18 protein-coding genes are annotated in these 15,324 nt (G+C 70.9%); 11 read left to right on the top strand and 7 right to left on the bottom strand.

Annotation, left to right across the window (positions count from 1 at the left end; genetic code table 11):
• Nucleotides 1–2 precede the first annotated feature (2 nt).
• The gene (locus KIK05_RS40780) at nucleotides 3–788 is read right to left on the bottom strand and encodes an aminotransferase class IV family protein (RefSeq protein WP_214416257.1); all 786 of its coding nucleotides are present in this window, start codon (nucleotides 786–788) and stop codon (nucleotides 3–5) included.
• A gap of 139 nt (nucleotides 789–927) precedes the next feature.
• Here KIK05_RS40780 and KIK05_RS40775 point away from each other — a divergent pair, with 139 nt between their 5' ends.
• The 5 genes from KIK05_RS40775 to KIK05_RS40755 all read left to right on the top strand — a co-directional run bounded on the left by KIK05_RS40775 (nucleotide 928) and on the right by KIK05_RS40755 (nucleotide 4,759).
• Nucleotides 928–1,497: a TetR/AcrR family transcriptional regulator gene (locus tag KIK05_RS40775; protein ID WP_214416256.1), complete on the top strand. Its 570-nt coding sequence runs from the start codon at nucleotides 928–930 to the stop codon at nucleotides 1,495–1,497.
• 36 nt (nucleotides 1,498–1,533) lie between these two features.
• Nucleotides 1,534–2,709, top strand: a complete 1,176-nt coding sequence (locus KIK05_RS40770) for a GDSL-type esterase/lipase family protein (RefSeq protein WP_214416255.1) — start codon at nucleotides 1,534–1,536, stop codon at nucleotides 2,707–2,709.
• Between the two features lie 47 nt (nucleotides 2,710–2,756).
• Complete coding sequence (locus KIK05_RS40765) at nucleotides 2,757–3,197, top strand: nuclear transport factor 2 family protein (RefSeq protein ID WP_214416254.1); 441 nt, start codon at nucleotides 2,757–2,759, stop codon at nucleotides 3,195–3,197.
• Between the two features lie 140 nt (nucleotides 3,198–3,337).
• Nucleotides 3,338–4,081 (top strand): HAD-IIA family hydrolase, encoded by a 744-nt coding sequence (locus tag KIK05_RS40760; RefSeq protein WP_214416312.1) that lies wholly within the window; start codon nucleotides 3,338–3,340, stop codon nucleotides 4,079–4,081.
• Between the two features lie 39 nt (nucleotides 4,082–4,120).
• Nucleotides 4,121–4,759 carry a cytochrome P450 family protein gene (locus tag KIK05_RS40755; protein ID WP_214416253.1) on the top strand — a complete coding sequence of 213 codons (639 nt, stop codon included), beginning with the start codon at nucleotides 4,121–4,123 and terminating at the stop codon, nucleotides 4,757–4,759.
• Nucleotides 4,760–4,774: 15 nt separating this feature from the next.
• On the opposite strand, the gene arfB is transcribed toward KIK05_RS40755, so the two are convergent.
• On the bottom strand, nucleotides 4,775–5,164 hold the full coding sequence (arfB, locus tag KIK05_RS40750) for an alternative ribosome rescue aminoacyl-tRNA hydrolase ArfB (RefSeq protein WP_308250338.1): 390 nt from the start codon (nucleotides 5,162–5,164) through the stop codon (nucleotides 4,775–4,777).
• Nucleotides 5,074–6,135: a hypothetical protein gene (locus KIK05_RS49245; protein ID WP_308250329.1), complete on the bottom strand. Its 1,062-nt coding sequence runs from the start codon at nucleotides 6,133–6,135 to the stop codon at nucleotides 5,074–5,076. The genes arfB and KIK05_RS49245 overlap by 91 nt, the downstream gene beginning before the upstream one ends.
• A gap of 226 nt (nucleotides 6,136–6,361) precedes the next feature.
• Between KIK05_RS49245 and KIK05_RS40745 the strand changes: the two genes are divergently transcribed.
• Both KIK05_RS40745 and KIK05_RS40740 read left to right on the top strand, forming a co-directional pair.
• Complete coding sequence (locus tag KIK05_RS40745; RefSeq protein ID WP_214416251.1) at nucleotides 6,362–7,213, top strand: GPI inositol-deacylase; 852 nt, start codon at nucleotides 6,362–6,364, stop codon at nucleotides 7,211–7,213.
• A 20-nt stretch (nucleotides 7,214–7,233) separates the two neighbouring features.
• On the top strand, nucleotides 7,234–7,842 hold the full coding sequence (locus tag KIK05_RS40740; RefSeq protein WP_214416250.1) for an HAD family hydrolase: 609 nt from the start codon (nucleotides 7,234–7,236) through the stop codon (nucleotides 7,840–7,842).
• 220 nt (nucleotides 7,843–8,062) lie between these two features.
• On the opposite strand, the gene KIK05_RS40735 is transcribed toward KIK05_RS40740, so the two are convergent.
• Nucleotides 8,063–9,019, bottom strand: a complete 957-nt coding sequence (locus KIK05_RS40735; protein WP_214416249.1) for an NADP-dependent oxidoreductase — start codon at nucleotides 9,017–9,019, stop codon at nucleotides 8,063–8,065.
• A 95-nt stretch (nucleotides 9,020–9,114) separates the two neighbouring features.
• On the opposite strand from KIK05_RS40735, the gene KIK05_RS40730 reads away from it, so the two are divergent.
• Nucleotides 9,115–9,696, top strand: a complete 582-nt coding sequence (locus KIK05_RS40730; protein WP_214416248.1) for a TetR/AcrR family transcriptional regulator — start codon at nucleotides 9,115–9,117, stop codon at nucleotides 9,694–9,696.
• A gap of 27 nt (nucleotides 9,697–9,723) precedes the next feature.
• Here the strand turns inward: KIK05_RS40730 and KIK05_RS40725 are convergent, their stop codons facing one another.
• A complete protein-coding gene (locus tag KIK05_RS40725) occupies nucleotides 9,724–10,422 on the bottom strand; it encodes a TetR/AcrR family transcriptional regulator (RefSeq protein WP_214416247.1) in 699 nt (232 codons plus the stop codon).
• 88 nt (nucleotides 10,423–10,510) lie between these two features.
• Here KIK05_RS40725 and KIK05_RS40720 point away from each other — a divergent pair, with 88 nt between their 5' ends.
• Nucleotides 10,511–11,458, top strand: a complete 948-nt coding sequence (locus KIK05_RS40720; RefSeq protein ID WP_214416246.1) for a zinc-binding dehydrogenase — start codon at nucleotides 10,511–10,513, stop codon at nucleotides 11,456–11,458.
• Complete coding sequence (locus tag KIK05_RS40715) at nucleotides 11,455–12,819, top strand: MDR family MFS transporter (protein WP_214416245.1); 1,365 nt, start codon at nucleotides 11,455–11,457, stop codon at nucleotides 12,817–12,819. Before KIK05_RS40720 ends, KIK05_RS40715 begins: the two co-directional genes overlap by 4 nt.
• Before the next feature lie 173 nt (nucleotides 12,820–12,992).
• Here KIK05_RS40715 and KIK05_RS40710 read toward each other — a convergent pair whose 3' ends face one another.
• Complete coding sequence (locus KIK05_RS40710; RefSeq protein WP_214416244.1) at nucleotides 12,993–13,877, bottom strand: alpha/beta fold hydrolase; 885 nt, start codon at nucleotides 13,875–13,877, stop codon at nucleotides 12,993–12,995.
• A gap of 122 nt (nucleotides 13,878–13,999) precedes the next feature.
• Between KIK05_RS40710 and KIK05_RS40705 the strand changes: the two genes are divergently transcribed.
• Complete coding sequence (locus KIK05_RS40705) at nucleotides 14,000–14,611, top strand: TetR/AcrR family transcriptional regulator (RefSeq protein WP_214416243.1); 612 nt, start codon at nucleotides 14,000–14,002, stop codon at nucleotides 14,609–14,611.
• Between the two features lie 208 nt (nucleotides 14,612–14,819).
• Here the strand turns inward: KIK05_RS40705 and KIK05_RS49240 are convergent, their stop codons facing one another.
• Entirely contained in the window at nucleotides 14,820–14,951 is a 132-nt protein-coding gene (locus KIK05_RS49240; RefSeq protein WP_308250337.1) for a DUF397 domain-containing protein, read from the bottom strand.
• Nucleotides 14,952–15,324 lie beyond the last annotated feature (373 nt).

Below are 15,324 nucleotides of genomic sequence, written 5' to 3'. Positions count from 1 at the left end.
GGTCAGATGAGGTCCCACGGGTTGCGCTCGTGAGCCTTCCTGATCATCGCCATCATCCGCTCGTCGAGGGCGAACCGCAGGTCGTCCACCCGGTCGACCTGCATCACCCCCCAGGAGTTGGTGAGGAACACCGAGCGGAAGGAGGGCAGGTCGGACAGGCGTACGACCTGGTGGCGGACCGGGACGCCCATGTCGGCCAGCCCTCGCTCGACGAGCATCATGGTGATGCCGCGCAGCATGGGGGCCTCCGGCCAGACGACGCAGGTGCCGTCCCAGAAGCCGATGTTGGTGATCGCCCCCTCCGCGATCGTGCCGTCGGCCGCGACGAGCAGGGCCTCGTCGAAGCCGGCCCGCTCGGCCAGGCGGGAGAAGTAGGCCTGCCCGAAGCCGCCGATGTGCTTGAGGTGCGCGGCCTCGCGCTGGAAGGGGGCGGGCCACAGGCCCCGCGGGGTGGACGGGGGCTCGGTGGGGGGCCGCACCGAGACCATGATCTGCGGCTCCACCTCGTCCCAGACGGGCAGGTCGTGGCCGTAGACGTACACCCGCACGGAGGCGTCGCCGTCCTCGCCCTCCAGAGCGTGCCGGACGCGGGCGCGCACGAGCTCGGTGTCGAGGTCGCGGTCGAAGAGTTCCCGCGTGGCGTTGCGGAGGCGGGAGAGGTGCAGGTCCAGGCCGCGTACCCGCCGGTCGCGCACCTGCATCGCTGTGAAGTGGCCGTATCCGCGCAGGGCGGTGTGGCGCAGGTCGTCCACCGTCGCGAGCCGCCCGTTTATCTCGATCTTTTCCACCCTCCCGAACCTTAGCCGGGCACGTGGTGATCGGAAATAAGGAGGTCTCGTGCCGGATCCGCCTCCCTAAGCAAGGGTGCGATTTGCCTAAAGACTTTAGGTAAGTGCATAATCCTTTTCGGAAGACGGGAGGCAGGACATGGCGCGAGCAGGGCTCACGACGGAACGCCTGGTCCAGGCGGGAGCGGAGCTGGCCGACGAGGTCGGCCTCGACAACGTGACGGTCTCGGCGCTCGCCGCGCGGTTCGGCGTCAAGGTCGCGAGCCTGTACTCGCACCTGAAGAACTCCCAGGACCTCACGACCCGCATCACCCTGCTCGCCCTGGAGGAACTGGCCGACCGGGCCGCCGACGCGGTGGCCGGGCGCGCCGGCAAGGACGCCCTGGCGGCCTTCGGCGACGTCCTGCGCGACTACGCGCGGGAGCATCCCGGCCGCTACGCCGCGGCGCGGCTCAGGCTCGACCCGGAGACGGCCGCGGCCAGCGCCGGCGTGCGGCACGCGCGGATGATGCGGGCGATCCTGCGCGGCTACGACCTGGCGGAACCGGACCAGACGCACGCGGTCCGGCTGCTGGGCAGCGTCTTCCACGGCTACGTCAGCCTGGAGCTGGCCGGAGGCTTCAGCCACACCCCGGTCGACACGCAGGAGTCCTGGGCGTGGGTCCTGGACTCCCTCGACGCCCTGCTGCGGAACCGGTCCGCCTCCTGACCGCGCCGCCCACCCGAACCATCGAAAGCCGAGAGAATGAGCAGCGAGCACACCCTCATCACCACCCCTGTCACCGCGGACATGCTGCGCGGCGCCCTGGACACCGAACGCACCGCGTGCGGCCTGCTGCCGCACCGGCTGCCGGCCCGGGCCCGGCGGCAGATCCCCGACCAGCAGCTGGCCGTGGCCGAGGCCCAGCCGTCCGGCGTACGGCTGGCCTTCCGCACCCGGGCCACCATCGTCGAGCTGGACACGCTGCCCACCAAGAGGGCCTACCGCGGCCTGCCCATCCCCGCGGACGGCGTGTACGACCTGCTCGTCGACGGCCGCCTCACGGCCCAGGCCACCGTGACCGGCGGCAACGTCCGCACTCTCGACATGACCACCGGAGCCGTGGAGCTGCGGGAGGGGCCGCCCGGCACCGCCCGTTTCGCGGGCCTGCCCGCCGGGGGCAAGGACGTCGAGATCTGGCTGCCGCACACGGAGATCACCGAGCTGATCGCCCTGCGCACCGACGCCCCGGTCGAGCCGGCGGCGGACGGCGGGCGCAGGGTGTGGCTGCACCATGGCAGTTCCATCAGCCAGGGCTCCAACGCCGTCCACCCGACCGCCATCTGGCCGGCCCTGGCCGCCGCGCAGGGTGGCGTCGACCTGGTCAACCTGGGGTTCGGCGGCAGCGCGCTGCTCGACCCGTTCACCGCCCGCGCGATGCGCGACACCCCCGCGGACCTGATCAGCATCAAGATGGGCATCAACATCGTCAACGCCGACGCGATGCGCCTGCGCGTCTTCACCCCGGCGGTCCACGGCTTCCTCGACACCGTCCGCGAGGGGCATCCCGCCGTGCCGCTGCTGGTCGTCTCGCCCATCCTGTGCCCGGTGCAGGAGGACACCCCCGGCCCCCTCATGCCGGACTTCGACGGCACGACGCCGCGGTTCAAGGCCACGGGCGACCCGGCCGAGCGGGCCCTGGGGCGCCTGACGCTCAACGTCATCCGCGACGAGCTCGCCCGGATCGTCGCGGAACGGGCGGCGGACGACCCGAACCTGCACTATCTCGACGGTCGTGCCCTCTACGGCGAGGCCGACTACGCCGAACTGCCGCTGCCCGACGAGGTCCACCCCGGCCCCGAGGGACACCGTCGCATCGGCGAGAACTTCGCCCGGCTGGTGTTCGGCGACGGCGGTCCCTTCGCGCCGGGGAACGGCTGACCGGCTTTCCCGGGCGAGCCGACCAAGCGTTTGGTTGAATGGCGGTCATGACGCTCACCACGCAGACCGCCGACCGGCTGGAGATCGCCGACGTGCTCGCCCGGTACGCCTACGCCGTGGACAGCGGCGACTGGGACCGGCTCGACAGCGTCTTCACCGAGGACGCGCTGATCGACTACACCTCGGCCGGAGGCGTCCGGGGACGCAGGGACGAGGCCAAGGCCTGGCTGGCCGACGTCCTGCGGCACTGGCCCGGCCGCCTGCACCTCATCGGGGTCATGTCGGTCACCTTCGACGGGGACGGGGACGAGGCCGCGGTTTCGGCCGCCTTCGCCGACACCCTCGCCCCCTCGCGCGAGGCGATCGCCGCCGACACCTCCGGCCTCATCCAGGGCGGCGGCTGGTACCACCACCGCATGGTCCGCACGCCCGCCGGCTGGCGTAGCAGAGAGCTGGTCGAGGAGCAGACCTGGCGCACCATGCGGTGATGTCTCGCCAATCGGACAAGATGGGCTGTACAAGGTGAAATGTCTTCCAGATACCTGCCATCCTTGGTCTGGTCCATCCAGGTGCGAAACGCGGGGGCACGGTGAACGAGCGCAGGCCCATCGAATGCTGGCTGTCGGACATGGACGGAGTCCTGGTCCACGAGGGGAAGCCCGTTCCGGGGGCGGACGAGTTCATCCGCAGACTGCGCGACTCGGGCAAGCGGTTCCTCGTGCTGACCAACAACTCGATCTACACCCCGCGTGACCTGTCCGTACGGCTGCGCGGCGCCGGGCTGGAGGTGCCGCCGGAGTCGATCTGGACCTCCGCGCTGGCCACCGCCCGGTTCCTCGACGACCAGCGGCCCGGCGGATCGGCGTACGTGATCGGCGAGGCGGGCCTGACCACCGCCCTGCACGAGACCGGTTACATCCTCACCGACATCGACCCCGAGTACGTCGTGCTCGGCGAGACCCGCACCTACAGCTTCACCGCGATAACCAAGGCCATCCGGCTGATCGAGGCCGGCGCCCGGTTCATCGCGACCAACCCCGACCCCGTCGGGCCGTCCGCCGAGGGATCGCTGCCCGCCTGCGGCGCGGTCGCGGCGATGATCACCAAGGCGACCGGGGTCGAGCCGTACTTCGTCGGCAAGCCGAACCCGATGATGATGCGCAGCGCCCTCAACGCGATCAACGGCCACAGCGAGACCACCGCCATGATCGGCGACCGCATGGACACCGACGTGGTGTCGGGCATGGAGGCCGGGTTGCACACCATCCTGGTGCTGACCGGCGTCACCACCAGGGACCAGATCGACCGCTTCCCCTTCCGCCCCTCCACGGTCGTGGAGTCGGTGGCCGATCTCATCGAGCTGGTCGAGTAGCTGACAGGACCTGTCACGTTCCTGGGGGAGGATGCGGGCATGACCGACGTCTATCTGGAGATCGGCCCGAAGAAGGTCTTCGCCTGCTCGCTCGACTGGCCCGGGTGGTGCCGTGTCGGCAAGGGAGAGGAGGGCGCCCTCGAACGGCTGGAGGAGTACGCGCCCCGCTACCGCGTCATCGCCGGACGGGCGGGGCTGCCGTTCGAGCCCGGCGCTCCGGTGGTGGTGGAACGGGTGCCCGGCGACGCGATGACCGACTTCGGCGCCCCGTTCGCCGTCCCCGGCCTGGACGCCCGGCCGGTGGACGCGCCGGTCGCCGAGCGGGACACCGCCCTGGTCCGGGCCGCGTGGGAGGTCTTCGACGAGGTGGCCGCCGCCTCACCCGCCGAGCTGCGCAAGGGGCCGCGCGGCGGCGGCCGGGACCGCGACAAGATGATCTCGCACGTGATCGAGGCCGAACGGTCGTACGCCCGCAAGATCGGCGTACGGCACAAGCCCTTCAGACCGGACGACGCCGTGGCGCTGGCCGCGATGCGGGACGACATCGCCGAGGTGCTGTCCAAGCCGTCCGACGGCGGGCCCCTGGTGCCGGGCGGCTGGCCCGCGCGCTACGCCGCCCGGCGCATCGCCTGGCACGTCGTCGACCACATCTGGGAGATGGAGGACCGCCGCCTGTGACCGGCGGCGTCGCGGTCACAGGCCGTCGGAGCGGCGCAGGCGCTTGAGGTCGGCGCGGTGCTTCTTGGCCGTCAGGCGCCTCTCGACGGCTCCCTTGGAGGGCTTGGTGGCCCGGCGCTTCTTCGGCGGGGGAGCGATGGCCTCGTCGAGCAGGCGCGCCAGCCGGACCATGGCGGCCTCGCGGTTGCGCAGCTGAGAGCGGTGCTCGGAGGCGGCGATCGTGATCACGCCGTCGACGAGCCGTGACCCCAGCCGCTCCAGCGCGCGGGCCTTGAGCGGCTGCGGGAGCGCGCCGGTGGCGAGCAGGTCGAAGCTCAGCTCGACCCGGCTGTCGGTGGTGTTGACCCCCTGGCCGCCCGGCCCGGACGACCGGGAGAAACGCCAGGCGAGCTCGGCCTCGGGTATCGAGATCGAGCCGCGGACGTGAAGGTGACCAGGCATGCCCCCAGGGTAACCGGGAGCTCCCACCCCTGATCAACCGATTTGTACCACACACCGCCGACCCGGTCGGCGCGGACGGCGGGCAGCCACGTCTCGGCCAGCGGCAGGTTCGGCCACGTCCACGCGGTGCCGTCCCAATGCGCGACCATGCCGCGGTCGGGCACCTTGCAGGACCCGGATCGCCGGGCGCCGGCGGCGGTGTACAGCCACACGTCGTCCTGGGCGCGGGCCGTCATGCCGGAGAACCCGCCGGCGGGCGAAGGGGGGCAGCCGGGTGCGGGAGGCAGGGAGGGAGTGGGGACCCATCCGGAGCCGTTCCGCCGGATCACCGCGCTCCCCTTCCCAGTCTCGATCAAGGCCCACAACTCGCCTCCGCCGGGGGCGGCCAGGTGCGAGATCGCGTAGCCGAAGGTGCTCGGCCTGGGCACCGGTTTCCAGGAGCGGCCGTCCCAGTGACCGAGTCCGGCCTCCATGTAGTCGTCGGGACCGCCGTACTCGGAGATCCAGACGTCGTCTTCGGCCACGACGGCGACGGAACCACGCTCGAACCTGCCGCCCCACGCGCGGTGAACCCACCGGCCGCCGGTCAGCTGGAACGGGCGGTCGCCCGTGAACATCCACAGGTCGTCACCCGAGGGGGAGGCGGCGAACTTCGGGTTGAAGCCCCTGACGCCCTCCGGCAGCGCGGTGGGCCGCCAGGAAGCGCCGTCCCAGCGGCGCATCGCCCACCGGGGCCTGCTGGGGTCTCGCCGGTTCTTCTCGAGCAGCAGGGCCCATGCCTGGCCCTGCCCTGTGACGCCTATCGCGCCGAATTCCGTCGAGGCCACCTGACGCGCCGCGTACGTCAGCCGCCACCTGGGCACCCGTGTCGAGCCCTCGTCGGCGCCGCACACCGCGAGGAGGACGACGAGAAGGAGGGCGGCCATCAATCGCATAAATGATCACCCTATTTCCCCCGCAAGGGGGCGCGGCCGGCTTCCGATGTGAAGCGCGACGGCCCCGGACGCCCGCGTCGAACCGGACGCGAAGGTCCGATCGGAGGGCGATCGTGGCTCGGCCGGCCTCTTGTGATGATCAAGGGTCTGGTGCACAGTGACGGTGTTCTCGAGCCGGTGTGATCGCCCCCGCTGGGCGGGGCCGGTGATGGTGGGAGGCCGCGCGGTGGCGAGGATCGTGGGGGTTCACGGCATCGGCAAGTACCGCTACTTCCTGGCCGCCGGTTCGGCCGAGGGGGCCGCGGAGGTGATGCGGGCCAAGTGGGACCGCTACCTGCACGCCGGGCTCACCGGAGGGGCGCCGTACACGGGGCAGACCTATCTCGCCGAGGTCGCCTACTACGCCCACCTGCTCCGCAAGGAGCAGCCGCCCGCCACCAAGGGCGACCTGCGCAGGATGGACCCGGCCGCGCAACTGGTGCTGGCCGACTGGATGAGGCAGGTCGCGGCCTCCTGCACGGGCCCGGGCGAGACGGTCACCGGGCTCATCCACCGCTTCGCCGAATGGCTGCTGGTCCGGCTCGGCCCGCACGCCAAGGACTTCGCCGAGGACTTCTGCCCGGAGGTCGCCGCCTACCTCGCCGGCGCCGACGCCGCCGCCCGGGTGCGGTCCCGGGACGCGGTCGCCGAGGTGATCCGCCGCACCCGGGCACAGGTGGTGATCGCCCATTCCCTCGGCAGCGTCGTCGCCTACGAGGCGCTGTGGGCGCATCCCGATCTCTCGGTCGAGCTGCTGATCACCCTGGGGAGCCCGCTCGCGATGCGCGGCGTCGTCTTCGAACGGCTGCAGCCGCTGCCGCAGGCCGGTCGCGGCCGATGCCCCCGGGGTGTGCGCCGCTGGGTGAACATCGCCGACAAGGACGACATCGCCGCCATTCCAGGCGTGCTGAAGAGCCACTTCGACGGTGTGACCGCCGACGAAAAGGTCAACATCGACTGGGCGGACTTCCACACCGTGCGCAACTACCTCGGCTGCGGCGCCGTCAACGAGCACGTGGAGCCGTACCTCAAGGTTTGAAGTTCGGTACTATCACGATCATGAAATGGGTGCTTTTCGACTACGGGGAAGTGCTGTGCCACGCGCAGCCCGAAGCCGACCGGGAGAAGCTGGCGCGGGCCGCCGGCGTCGACCCTGACCGGTTCTGGCAGCGCTACTGGGAGCACCGGCTGGAGTTCGACCGCGGCACCCTGACCCCCGGCGCGTACTGGTCGGAGGTGCTCGACCGCCGGGCGGCCGACGCCGAGATCGAACGGCTGGTCGAGCTCGACATCGAGAGCTGGACGCACGCCAACGACGAGACCGTGGCTCTTCTCTCGGAGCTCCAGGACGCGGGGCATCGGGTGGCACTGCTGTCCAACGCCCCGGCCTGCCTGGCCGACGGCATCGAGGGCCTGTCCTGGATCCAGGCCATGGACGCCCGCTTCTACAGCGGCCGCATGGGCCTGGTGAAGCCGGACGCGGAGATCTACCTGCGGGTCGCCGCGCGGCTCGGCGCCCTGCCGGGGGAGTTCGTCTTCGTCGACGACCGTCTGGTGAACGTCAACGGCGCCGAGTCGGCCGGCATGAGCGCCATCCACTTCCGCGACGCCGGCAGCCTCCGCGAGGACCTGCACGCCGCGCTGTCCGCACCGGGCCGGTCCGCCTAGGGCGGTCCTACTCCTCCCGCGGTAATCGCGCCTACTTGCGCAAGCGCCATATCAAGGTGGCAGCGGCTAGGGCTGCGCTGGTGACACACGCTGGGAGTCCTGGGTATCGCCTGGTGCTCCTCCCGAAAGCCGGAGTCACTCATTGTAATTCCAGGTAGCTTAGAGTCACTATTGATCGTCATCTCCTCGGCCTGGCGTTCATCGTCGCGACGGCCTTGATCTAGAGGTCGATGACGACCTTGCCATGCACGTGCCGGCCGGCCTGCATCTCGGCCGCGCGTCGGATCTGCTCGACCGGGAAGCTCGCCGCGATAGGCACTCGGAGTCGGCCCGCCGCGACCAGGCGGGCGACCTCTTCCAGGGCGCCGGGGGCGGCGTTCGCGCCGTTCGCCGTCGGCACGCCGTCGACCTGAGCGGCGATGGTGCAGATGCGGCCGTCCGGGACGCCGAGTTCCCTTGCGGCGTGTACTGTCTCCGTCCCGTGCAGGTCGACGGCGGCGGTGACACCGCCGGGAGCGAGGGCTCGGACCCGGTCGGCCAGGCCGTCGCCGTAGGCGACCGGCTCGGCTCCGAGATCGCGCAGGAAGTCGGATGATGTCGCCGATCCCGTCCCGATCACGCGCGCTCCTGCGATCCGGGCCAGCTGGACAGCGAACACCCCGACCCCGCCCGCCGCGCCGCCGATCAGCACTGTGTCGTCCGGGCCGGGGTCGACCACGGCGAGGGCGGCGGATGCCGTGCGGCCGGCGATCGTGAGGGTGGCGGCGGTGCGGTCGTCGACGCCGTCGGGAGTGTGATGGGCCTCGTTCGCCGCGATCCCCCCGGCCGGGTCGATCACCACGAAGTCGGCGACCGCGCGGGACAAGGCGCCCCCGAACACCCGGTCGCCGGGCGCGAAGCCGGTCACCCCGTCACCGACCTGGTCGACCAGTCCCGCGTAGTCGGTCCCGAACCCGGCCGGGAGGCTCAAGCCGAACCGGGCGGCGGTGTCCGCGTCGGCGGTCATGATCCAGTCCATCGGGTTCAGGCCGGCCGCGGTGACCCGCACGCGGATCTGTCCCGGGCCGGCCTGTGGAGCGGGAACCTCACGGATGTCCAGGACTTCGGGGCCGCCGAACGAATCGAGCCGGACCGCCCTGCTCCTGCCCGCCGGCGGCTGATCGCTCTGCTCCTGCATGTACGCCTGCCTCTTTGCGAATGGAGGGAACACCTCGAAACGGACTATGCTCCGTTTCCATGGGTGACCCTAACACAACCGGAGCGCGATCCGTTTTGACCGAGGCGGAGACGCGTGCGCCACGGGCGGACGCAACCCGTAACCGCGACCAGTTGCTCGCGGTGGCGACCCGCGTGTTCGCGTCGGCTGACGCAGAGCCGTCGATGCGTGCGATCGCCCGCGAGGCCGGAGTCGGCATCGCCACGCTCTACCGGCACTTCCCGACCCGCGAGTCGCTGGTCGACGCGGTCTACCGGGATCAGGTCGTGCGGCTGACGACCGGCGCCCGCGAGCTGCTCGGCCGGCTGCCCCCGGCTGCGGCGATGCGGCGCTGGATGGACTTGTTCGGGGACTGGATCGCGACCAAGAACGGCATGCTCGACACGCTGCTGGCGATGATCGAGTCGGGCGAGATCGCCCATGCACAGACCCGGAGCGAGCTACTGGCGGCCATCACCACGATTCTCGACGCCGGTCGCGCAGCGGGCGACCTCCGCTCCGACATCACCGCCGAAGACATCGCCGCCTCCCTCATCGGCATCTTCACCGTGGCCCCCCGGCGCGAGCAGGAAGCCAAGGCCGGTCGCCTGCTGGACCTCCTGATGGACGGCCTCCGGCCCGCCGCCCGGCCGGCCTGAGCCCGGACCGAGGCGGCTAGGAAGCGATCAGGCGCTCGTCGATGACGAGCGGCGAGATTGGCCGCCTTCGTGTACCCAGCGTTCGGTGAAGAGCCGGTCAGTGGGCGGGGCGCCGGGTAGCGGACGCGGGTGGCAGGCGCGCAGGCCGTCCACGGCGATGGCGAGAACGCGCTTGTGAGCGTCGGCGGCGGCTTCGACGAGGTCCTCGCGCCCCTGCTTGCGCAGCTGGTCCAGGGCAGGCGACCTGCCGAACTGCTCGATCAGCAGCGAGATGTCGACGGGTGTGACGTCCGGCCTGAGCGCGCCGGCCTGGTGGGCGCGCGCGACGAGCGCAGCGAGCAGTTCATCCGAGCGGTCGGACTTGGCCTGCATCTCCGTGGTGACCTCGATAGTGCCCGCGACGGGGGCGAGCGACCCTTGGCCGAACTCGGCGCAGGCGACGATGAAGCCGGCCAGTCCTTCCCATGGATCGTCCTCGGCGAGACCTCGTTCGGCCGCTTGATTCCAGTTGTCGAGGGACAGTTCGGCCAGCCGCTGGAAGAGCTCCTCCTTGGTGCGGTAGCGGCGGTAGAGGCTGCCGATGCCGACCCCGGCGGCCGCCGCGATCGCCGCGACCGAAGCATGCTCCCCGTCGGCCGCCAGCACCTGGCGCGCCGCCCGCAGGAGGGCCCGGTCGTTGCGCTCGGCCTCCGCCCGCCGGGGACCGCGGCGCTTGGATTCGGTCATGCCGGCAGCATACCGAACTTGCGGAGCGAATCACTCCGGTCATACAGTCTTCCAAGCGGAGCGTTTTGCTCCTATTGAGGAGGCAGTCATGCATGCTGTGGTCATGGACCGCTTCGGCGGGCCGGAGGTGCTGCGCATCCGGGAGGTCGACGACCCGGTGCCGGGGCCGGGTCAGGCGCTCGTGGCCGTGGACTACGCCGGCGTCACCTATGTCGAGACACAGGTGCGGGCCGGTCGCGGTCCAGCGGCTCATAAGCGGCCACCGCTGCCGCGCGTCCCCGGCAACGGGGTGGGCGGGCGCGTCGCGGCTGTCGGCCCGGGGACGGACGCCGCGTGGATCGGGCAGACCGTGGTGACCACGACGGGCGGCACCGGCGGCTACGCGGAGCTGGCCGTGGCCCGGACGGAGGACCTCGTGGCCGTCCCGGCGGAGGTGACGCTGCGGGATGCGGTGGCGCTGCTGGCCGATGGACGGACCGCGGTGCTGCTGCACCGGCAGGCCGAGGTACGTCCGGGCGAGTGGGTGCTGGTGGAGGCGGCCGCCGGTGGTGTCGGCAGCCTGCTGGTCCAGCTGGCCGCCGCCTCGGGGGCGAAGGTGGTCGGCGCCGCCCGCGGCCCGGGCAAGAAGGCGCTGGTCACCTCGCTGGGTGCGTCCGCGTACGTGGACTACTCCCAGCCGGGTTGGGAACGCGAGGTCGCCGAGATGAGCGGAGGCGTCGATCTCGTCTTCGACGGAGTCGGCGGCGTCGTGGGCGCACAGGGCATGCGCGCCGTGCGGCCCGGCGGCCGGGCCAGTGTGTACGGCATGGCCTCCGGCTCCTGGACCGAGCCGGCCACCCACGTGACGCTCGTCCCTGACGGCGGCGTACCGTCCCCGGCGCAGATCCGGGCGCTGGCCGAGCAGGCACTCGCGCACGCGGCGGCCGGACGGCTGCGTCCGGTCATCGGCCAGACCTACCCCCTGGCCGAGGCAGCCGAGGCGCACCGGGCGATCGAGGCCAGGGCCACGGTCGGCAAGACCCTGCTGATCCCATGAGAGCGCCGTCCGCGAACGAGATCCCGTCGGCCACGAGCACGCGCGGCCTGCTGCCGCTGACCGTGACGGTGCTGACGGGCGCGATGGCCGCGCTGCTGGACACCACGATCGTCGCGGTGGCACTGGACGAGCTCGCCAGGGACCTGGCCGCGCCGGTCACGACGATCCAGTGGGTCACCACCTCCTACGTGCTGGCCATGACCGCCGTCATCCCGCTGGTGGGCTGGTCGGTCGGCCGTTTCGGCGCCCGCGCCGTGTGGCTGACGGCCCTGGGGCTGTTCCTGCTCGGGTCGATCCTGTGCGGCGCCGCGTGGTCGGCAGGCTCGCTCATCGCCTTCCGCGTGCTGCAAGGGCTGGGCGGCGGCATGATCCTGCCTGTGACGCAGCTCGTCCTGGCCCGGGCGGCCGGACCCGAGCGCCTGGGCCGGGTGATGGGCAAGGTCGGCTTCGTCGGGCAGATCGCCCCGATCTCCGGGCCCGTGCTCGGCGGCGTGCTGATCGACGGCTGGGGCTGGCGCTGGGTCTTTTTCGTCAACGTGCCGCTCATCCTGGTCTCGTTGGCCATGACATGGCGGTGGTTCCCCCGGGATGAGGAGCGCGACCAACGTCATCTCGATCTTGTCGGGCTGCTCCTGCTGCCGGCTGGAGTGGTCGCCCTGCTGCACGCGCTGACCGGGCTGGAGACACAGGCCGGGATCGGGGCCGCGGCCCTGACGGCGGTGGCAGGGGCCGGACTCCTGACCGCGTTCATCACGCGCTCGCTCCGCCGGGCCGAGGCGAGCCTGCTCGACCTGCGGCTCTTCGCCGATCGCGCCTTCCGGTCGGGGACGGTCATGATGTTCGTCCTCGGCGTCACGAGCTGGGGGCCGATGTTCCTGTTGCCGCTGTACTACCAGCGACTGCACAACCTGTCCGCGCTCGACGCCGGGCTCGCGCTCGCTCCCCAAACCTTCGGTATCGCAGTGGCGTCCCTGCTGGTGGGACGGTACGTGGACCGTCTGCCGCCGCGTCCGCTGGCCCTGGCCGGGATGGCCGCGGCCACCATGGGCACCCTTCCGTTCGCCTTCGCCACCCCTGACACCGACACTCTCCTGCTGAGCGTGGCGTTGCTCCTGCGCGGAGTCGGATTCGGCGTCGCCGGCCTGCCCGTCAGCGTCGCCGTCTACCGCACCCTGCGCCCGGCCGCCATCCCGCACGCCACCAGCGCCAGCACCACTGTGCAACGGATCGGCGCCGCCGCCGGCACCGCGCTGATGGCCGTCATCCTCCAGGCCGGCGGCTTCGCCCCAGCCCTCACCTGGATGTTCATCCTCACCGCCAGCGGCCTGGTCATGGCCGCAAGCTTGCCCGGCCACAAATGATCGGCACCTGTCGAACCCACCTGGACGAGGCTCTGCCACCGGCGATGGGCCACTACGCCAACGCGCACACCAGGGCCTGGGCCGACAAGAGGTGCTGACCTGCGGCCGAGGGACGCAGATGTACGTGGCTGCTCGAGCCCGATACACCCGAGGATTCCTGTCGGCCCAACGGGTCAGTTCTTCAGGAACTCCAGGACTCGGCTGTTGTATTCGGCGGGCTTCTCGGCGGGGACGATGTGCCCGGCGCCTTCGATGAAGGCCGTCCGGGAGCCTTCGGAGAGCAGGGCCCTGATGGCGTCCAAGCCGGCCTGGTCCAGGACGACGCTGTTGTCCTTGGTGCCGTGCAGGTAGAGCGTCGGCTGCTGCGGGAGCGGCCCCCACAGTGCACCCTGCTCTGCCTGCCACTCCGGGGTTCCCATGATCTTGGCTCCGAAGTTCTGCCGGTACAGGCCCAGGGCCGCCCGCAGGCGCTCGGGGTCGCCGATGGCCTTGCGGGTGGCCTCGAAGTCCTCTGTGGCGTCGTAGTCAGGTGCCGTCCACTTGTTCTGCATCAGCTGGAACAGGTAGGCCATGTCGTCAGCGGCCACGATGTGCTCGGCCATGTCCATCTGGAAGAACCAGAAGTGGTTCAGCGCCTCGATGCCGGCGTAGGTGCCGGCGTAGTCGCCGAAGAACTGCAGGGGCGGGACGTCACTGACGACCACCTTGGACCACCGCTCCGGGGCGGCCACCGCCGCGGCCCAGGTGGTGCCGCCGCCCCAGTCGTGGCCGATGATGACCGCGTCGCTTCCGCCGCCCAGCTTCTCGTGCAGGGCATTGGCGTCGGCGACCAGGTCGGCCATCAGCATGCTGCCGTCGGCCGGCAGCGCGGTGGGTGCGAAACCCCGCATGTTCGGGGCGACGGCTCGGTAACCGGCTTCGGCCAGGGCCGGGATCAGGTGCCGCCAGGTCGCCTCTCCGGACTCGGGGAAACCGTGCAGGAGCAGCGCCAGGGGACCTTCACCCTCCTCGACGTAGGAGAAGTCGATCCCGTTGGCGGTCACGCGTCCGTGCTTCATTCCGTGCTCCTCTTTCGTTCGACCAACGTGACGAAACGTTCCGTCACGTTGATGACGTTAGACCGAGCTCGGCGCGTGTGTCAAAACGAAACGTTACGTAACCCGAGAGGTAGGATCTCGGCATGCGATCGACCGCCGCCACCCCGCCCGACCCGGCGCGGCGCAGCTCCCGTGCCCGCCGTGCGATCTTGGATGCCACCGCCGAACTGATCGCTGAAAAGGGCTACGCAGGCGTCACCATCGAGGCCATCGCCGCCCGCGCCGGTGTCGGTAAGCCGACCATCTACCGCTGGTGGCCGTCCAAGGCCATGGTGACCATCGACCTGCTCGGCGAGATCGCCGAGCAGACCACCGGCTATCCCGACACCGGCGACCTGGCCGTCGACCTGCGCACCCAGATGCTGGGCCTGATCAGCGCCCTCGACCCGCCACAGACCTCACCGCTGGCCGGTGTGATCGCCGAAGGGCTCCAGAACCCCGACGTCGCCCGCCAGCTACGAGAACACCTGCTCGAACCACAGCTCGACCTGTTCAGAGAACGCATGCGCCGCGCCCAACAACACGGGCAGCTACGCCCCGACGCCGACCTGGACGTCGCGCTATACCTGCTCTACGGCCCGCTGCACTACCGTCTGCTCTACGACCTGGGCCTGCCGGACGCCAACGAACTCGACGTCCTCATCAGGCGTGCCCTGTATGCGATGAACCAGCCCGATCCACCCCCGGCGGCGTAGGCGCCGGTGTCTTTGCGGTTCACCTCGCGGCTGCTGGTGGGGTTCTCCGAGGCGGGTGGAGCTGCACGGTTCGCGGTCGGAGTCGACCCAGGGGAACTGGCCGGTCCTCGGCGATCCCGTCAGGCGGTGCCCGCCTCCCCTGACCGTGCGAGGCACGGAGACACGTGGAGATGGGGTACACGCCCTGGTCCGCTTCTGAAACTCCTGACTATTCGAATTCGCCCGCGCGCACGCCCAGGGCGAAGGCGTGCCACTCGTCGTCGGTGAAGCGGAGAACGGGCCCGTCCGGATTCTTGGCGTCCCGGACCGCCGCGCCGCGGGCGTCGCGGGCGACTTCCACGCACCCGCCGTTGGAGTTACAGAAAGACGAGCGGCGGAAAACCTGCGCTCTTGCGCCGTCAGCCTCAACAACCTCGCGTTGTTCATCCCCTTCCTCAGCTACCTGTTCGGCAATCCGGAGCTGTGGAAGCAGGTCGCCGGCGTGATCGGCGGATTGAAGCACTGATGCTCGCGTCCACCGCACCGTGTGGCACGGGGGCCGCCCTACCGTCCCGGCAACTGATCGATGTCGCGTCGCTGGTGGCGGGTGAAGATGTCCAGCAGTACGCCGACGGGCATATCGGCCTCGGTGGGGTAGCGGAAGCTGCGATCCGGGTTGACCGTGTAGCGGTTACGGCGGCCGATCTTGGATCGGTTGAGGTAGCCCTCTTGGT

It is taken from the genome of Sphaerisporangium fuscum (assembly GCF_018531465.1).
Classification (GTDB): Bacteria; Actinomycetota; Actinomycetes; order Streptosporangiales; family Streptosporangiaceae; genus Sphaerisporangium; species Sphaerisporangium fuscum.
This window is presented reverse-complemented; position numbering and strand designations above follow the sequence as displayed.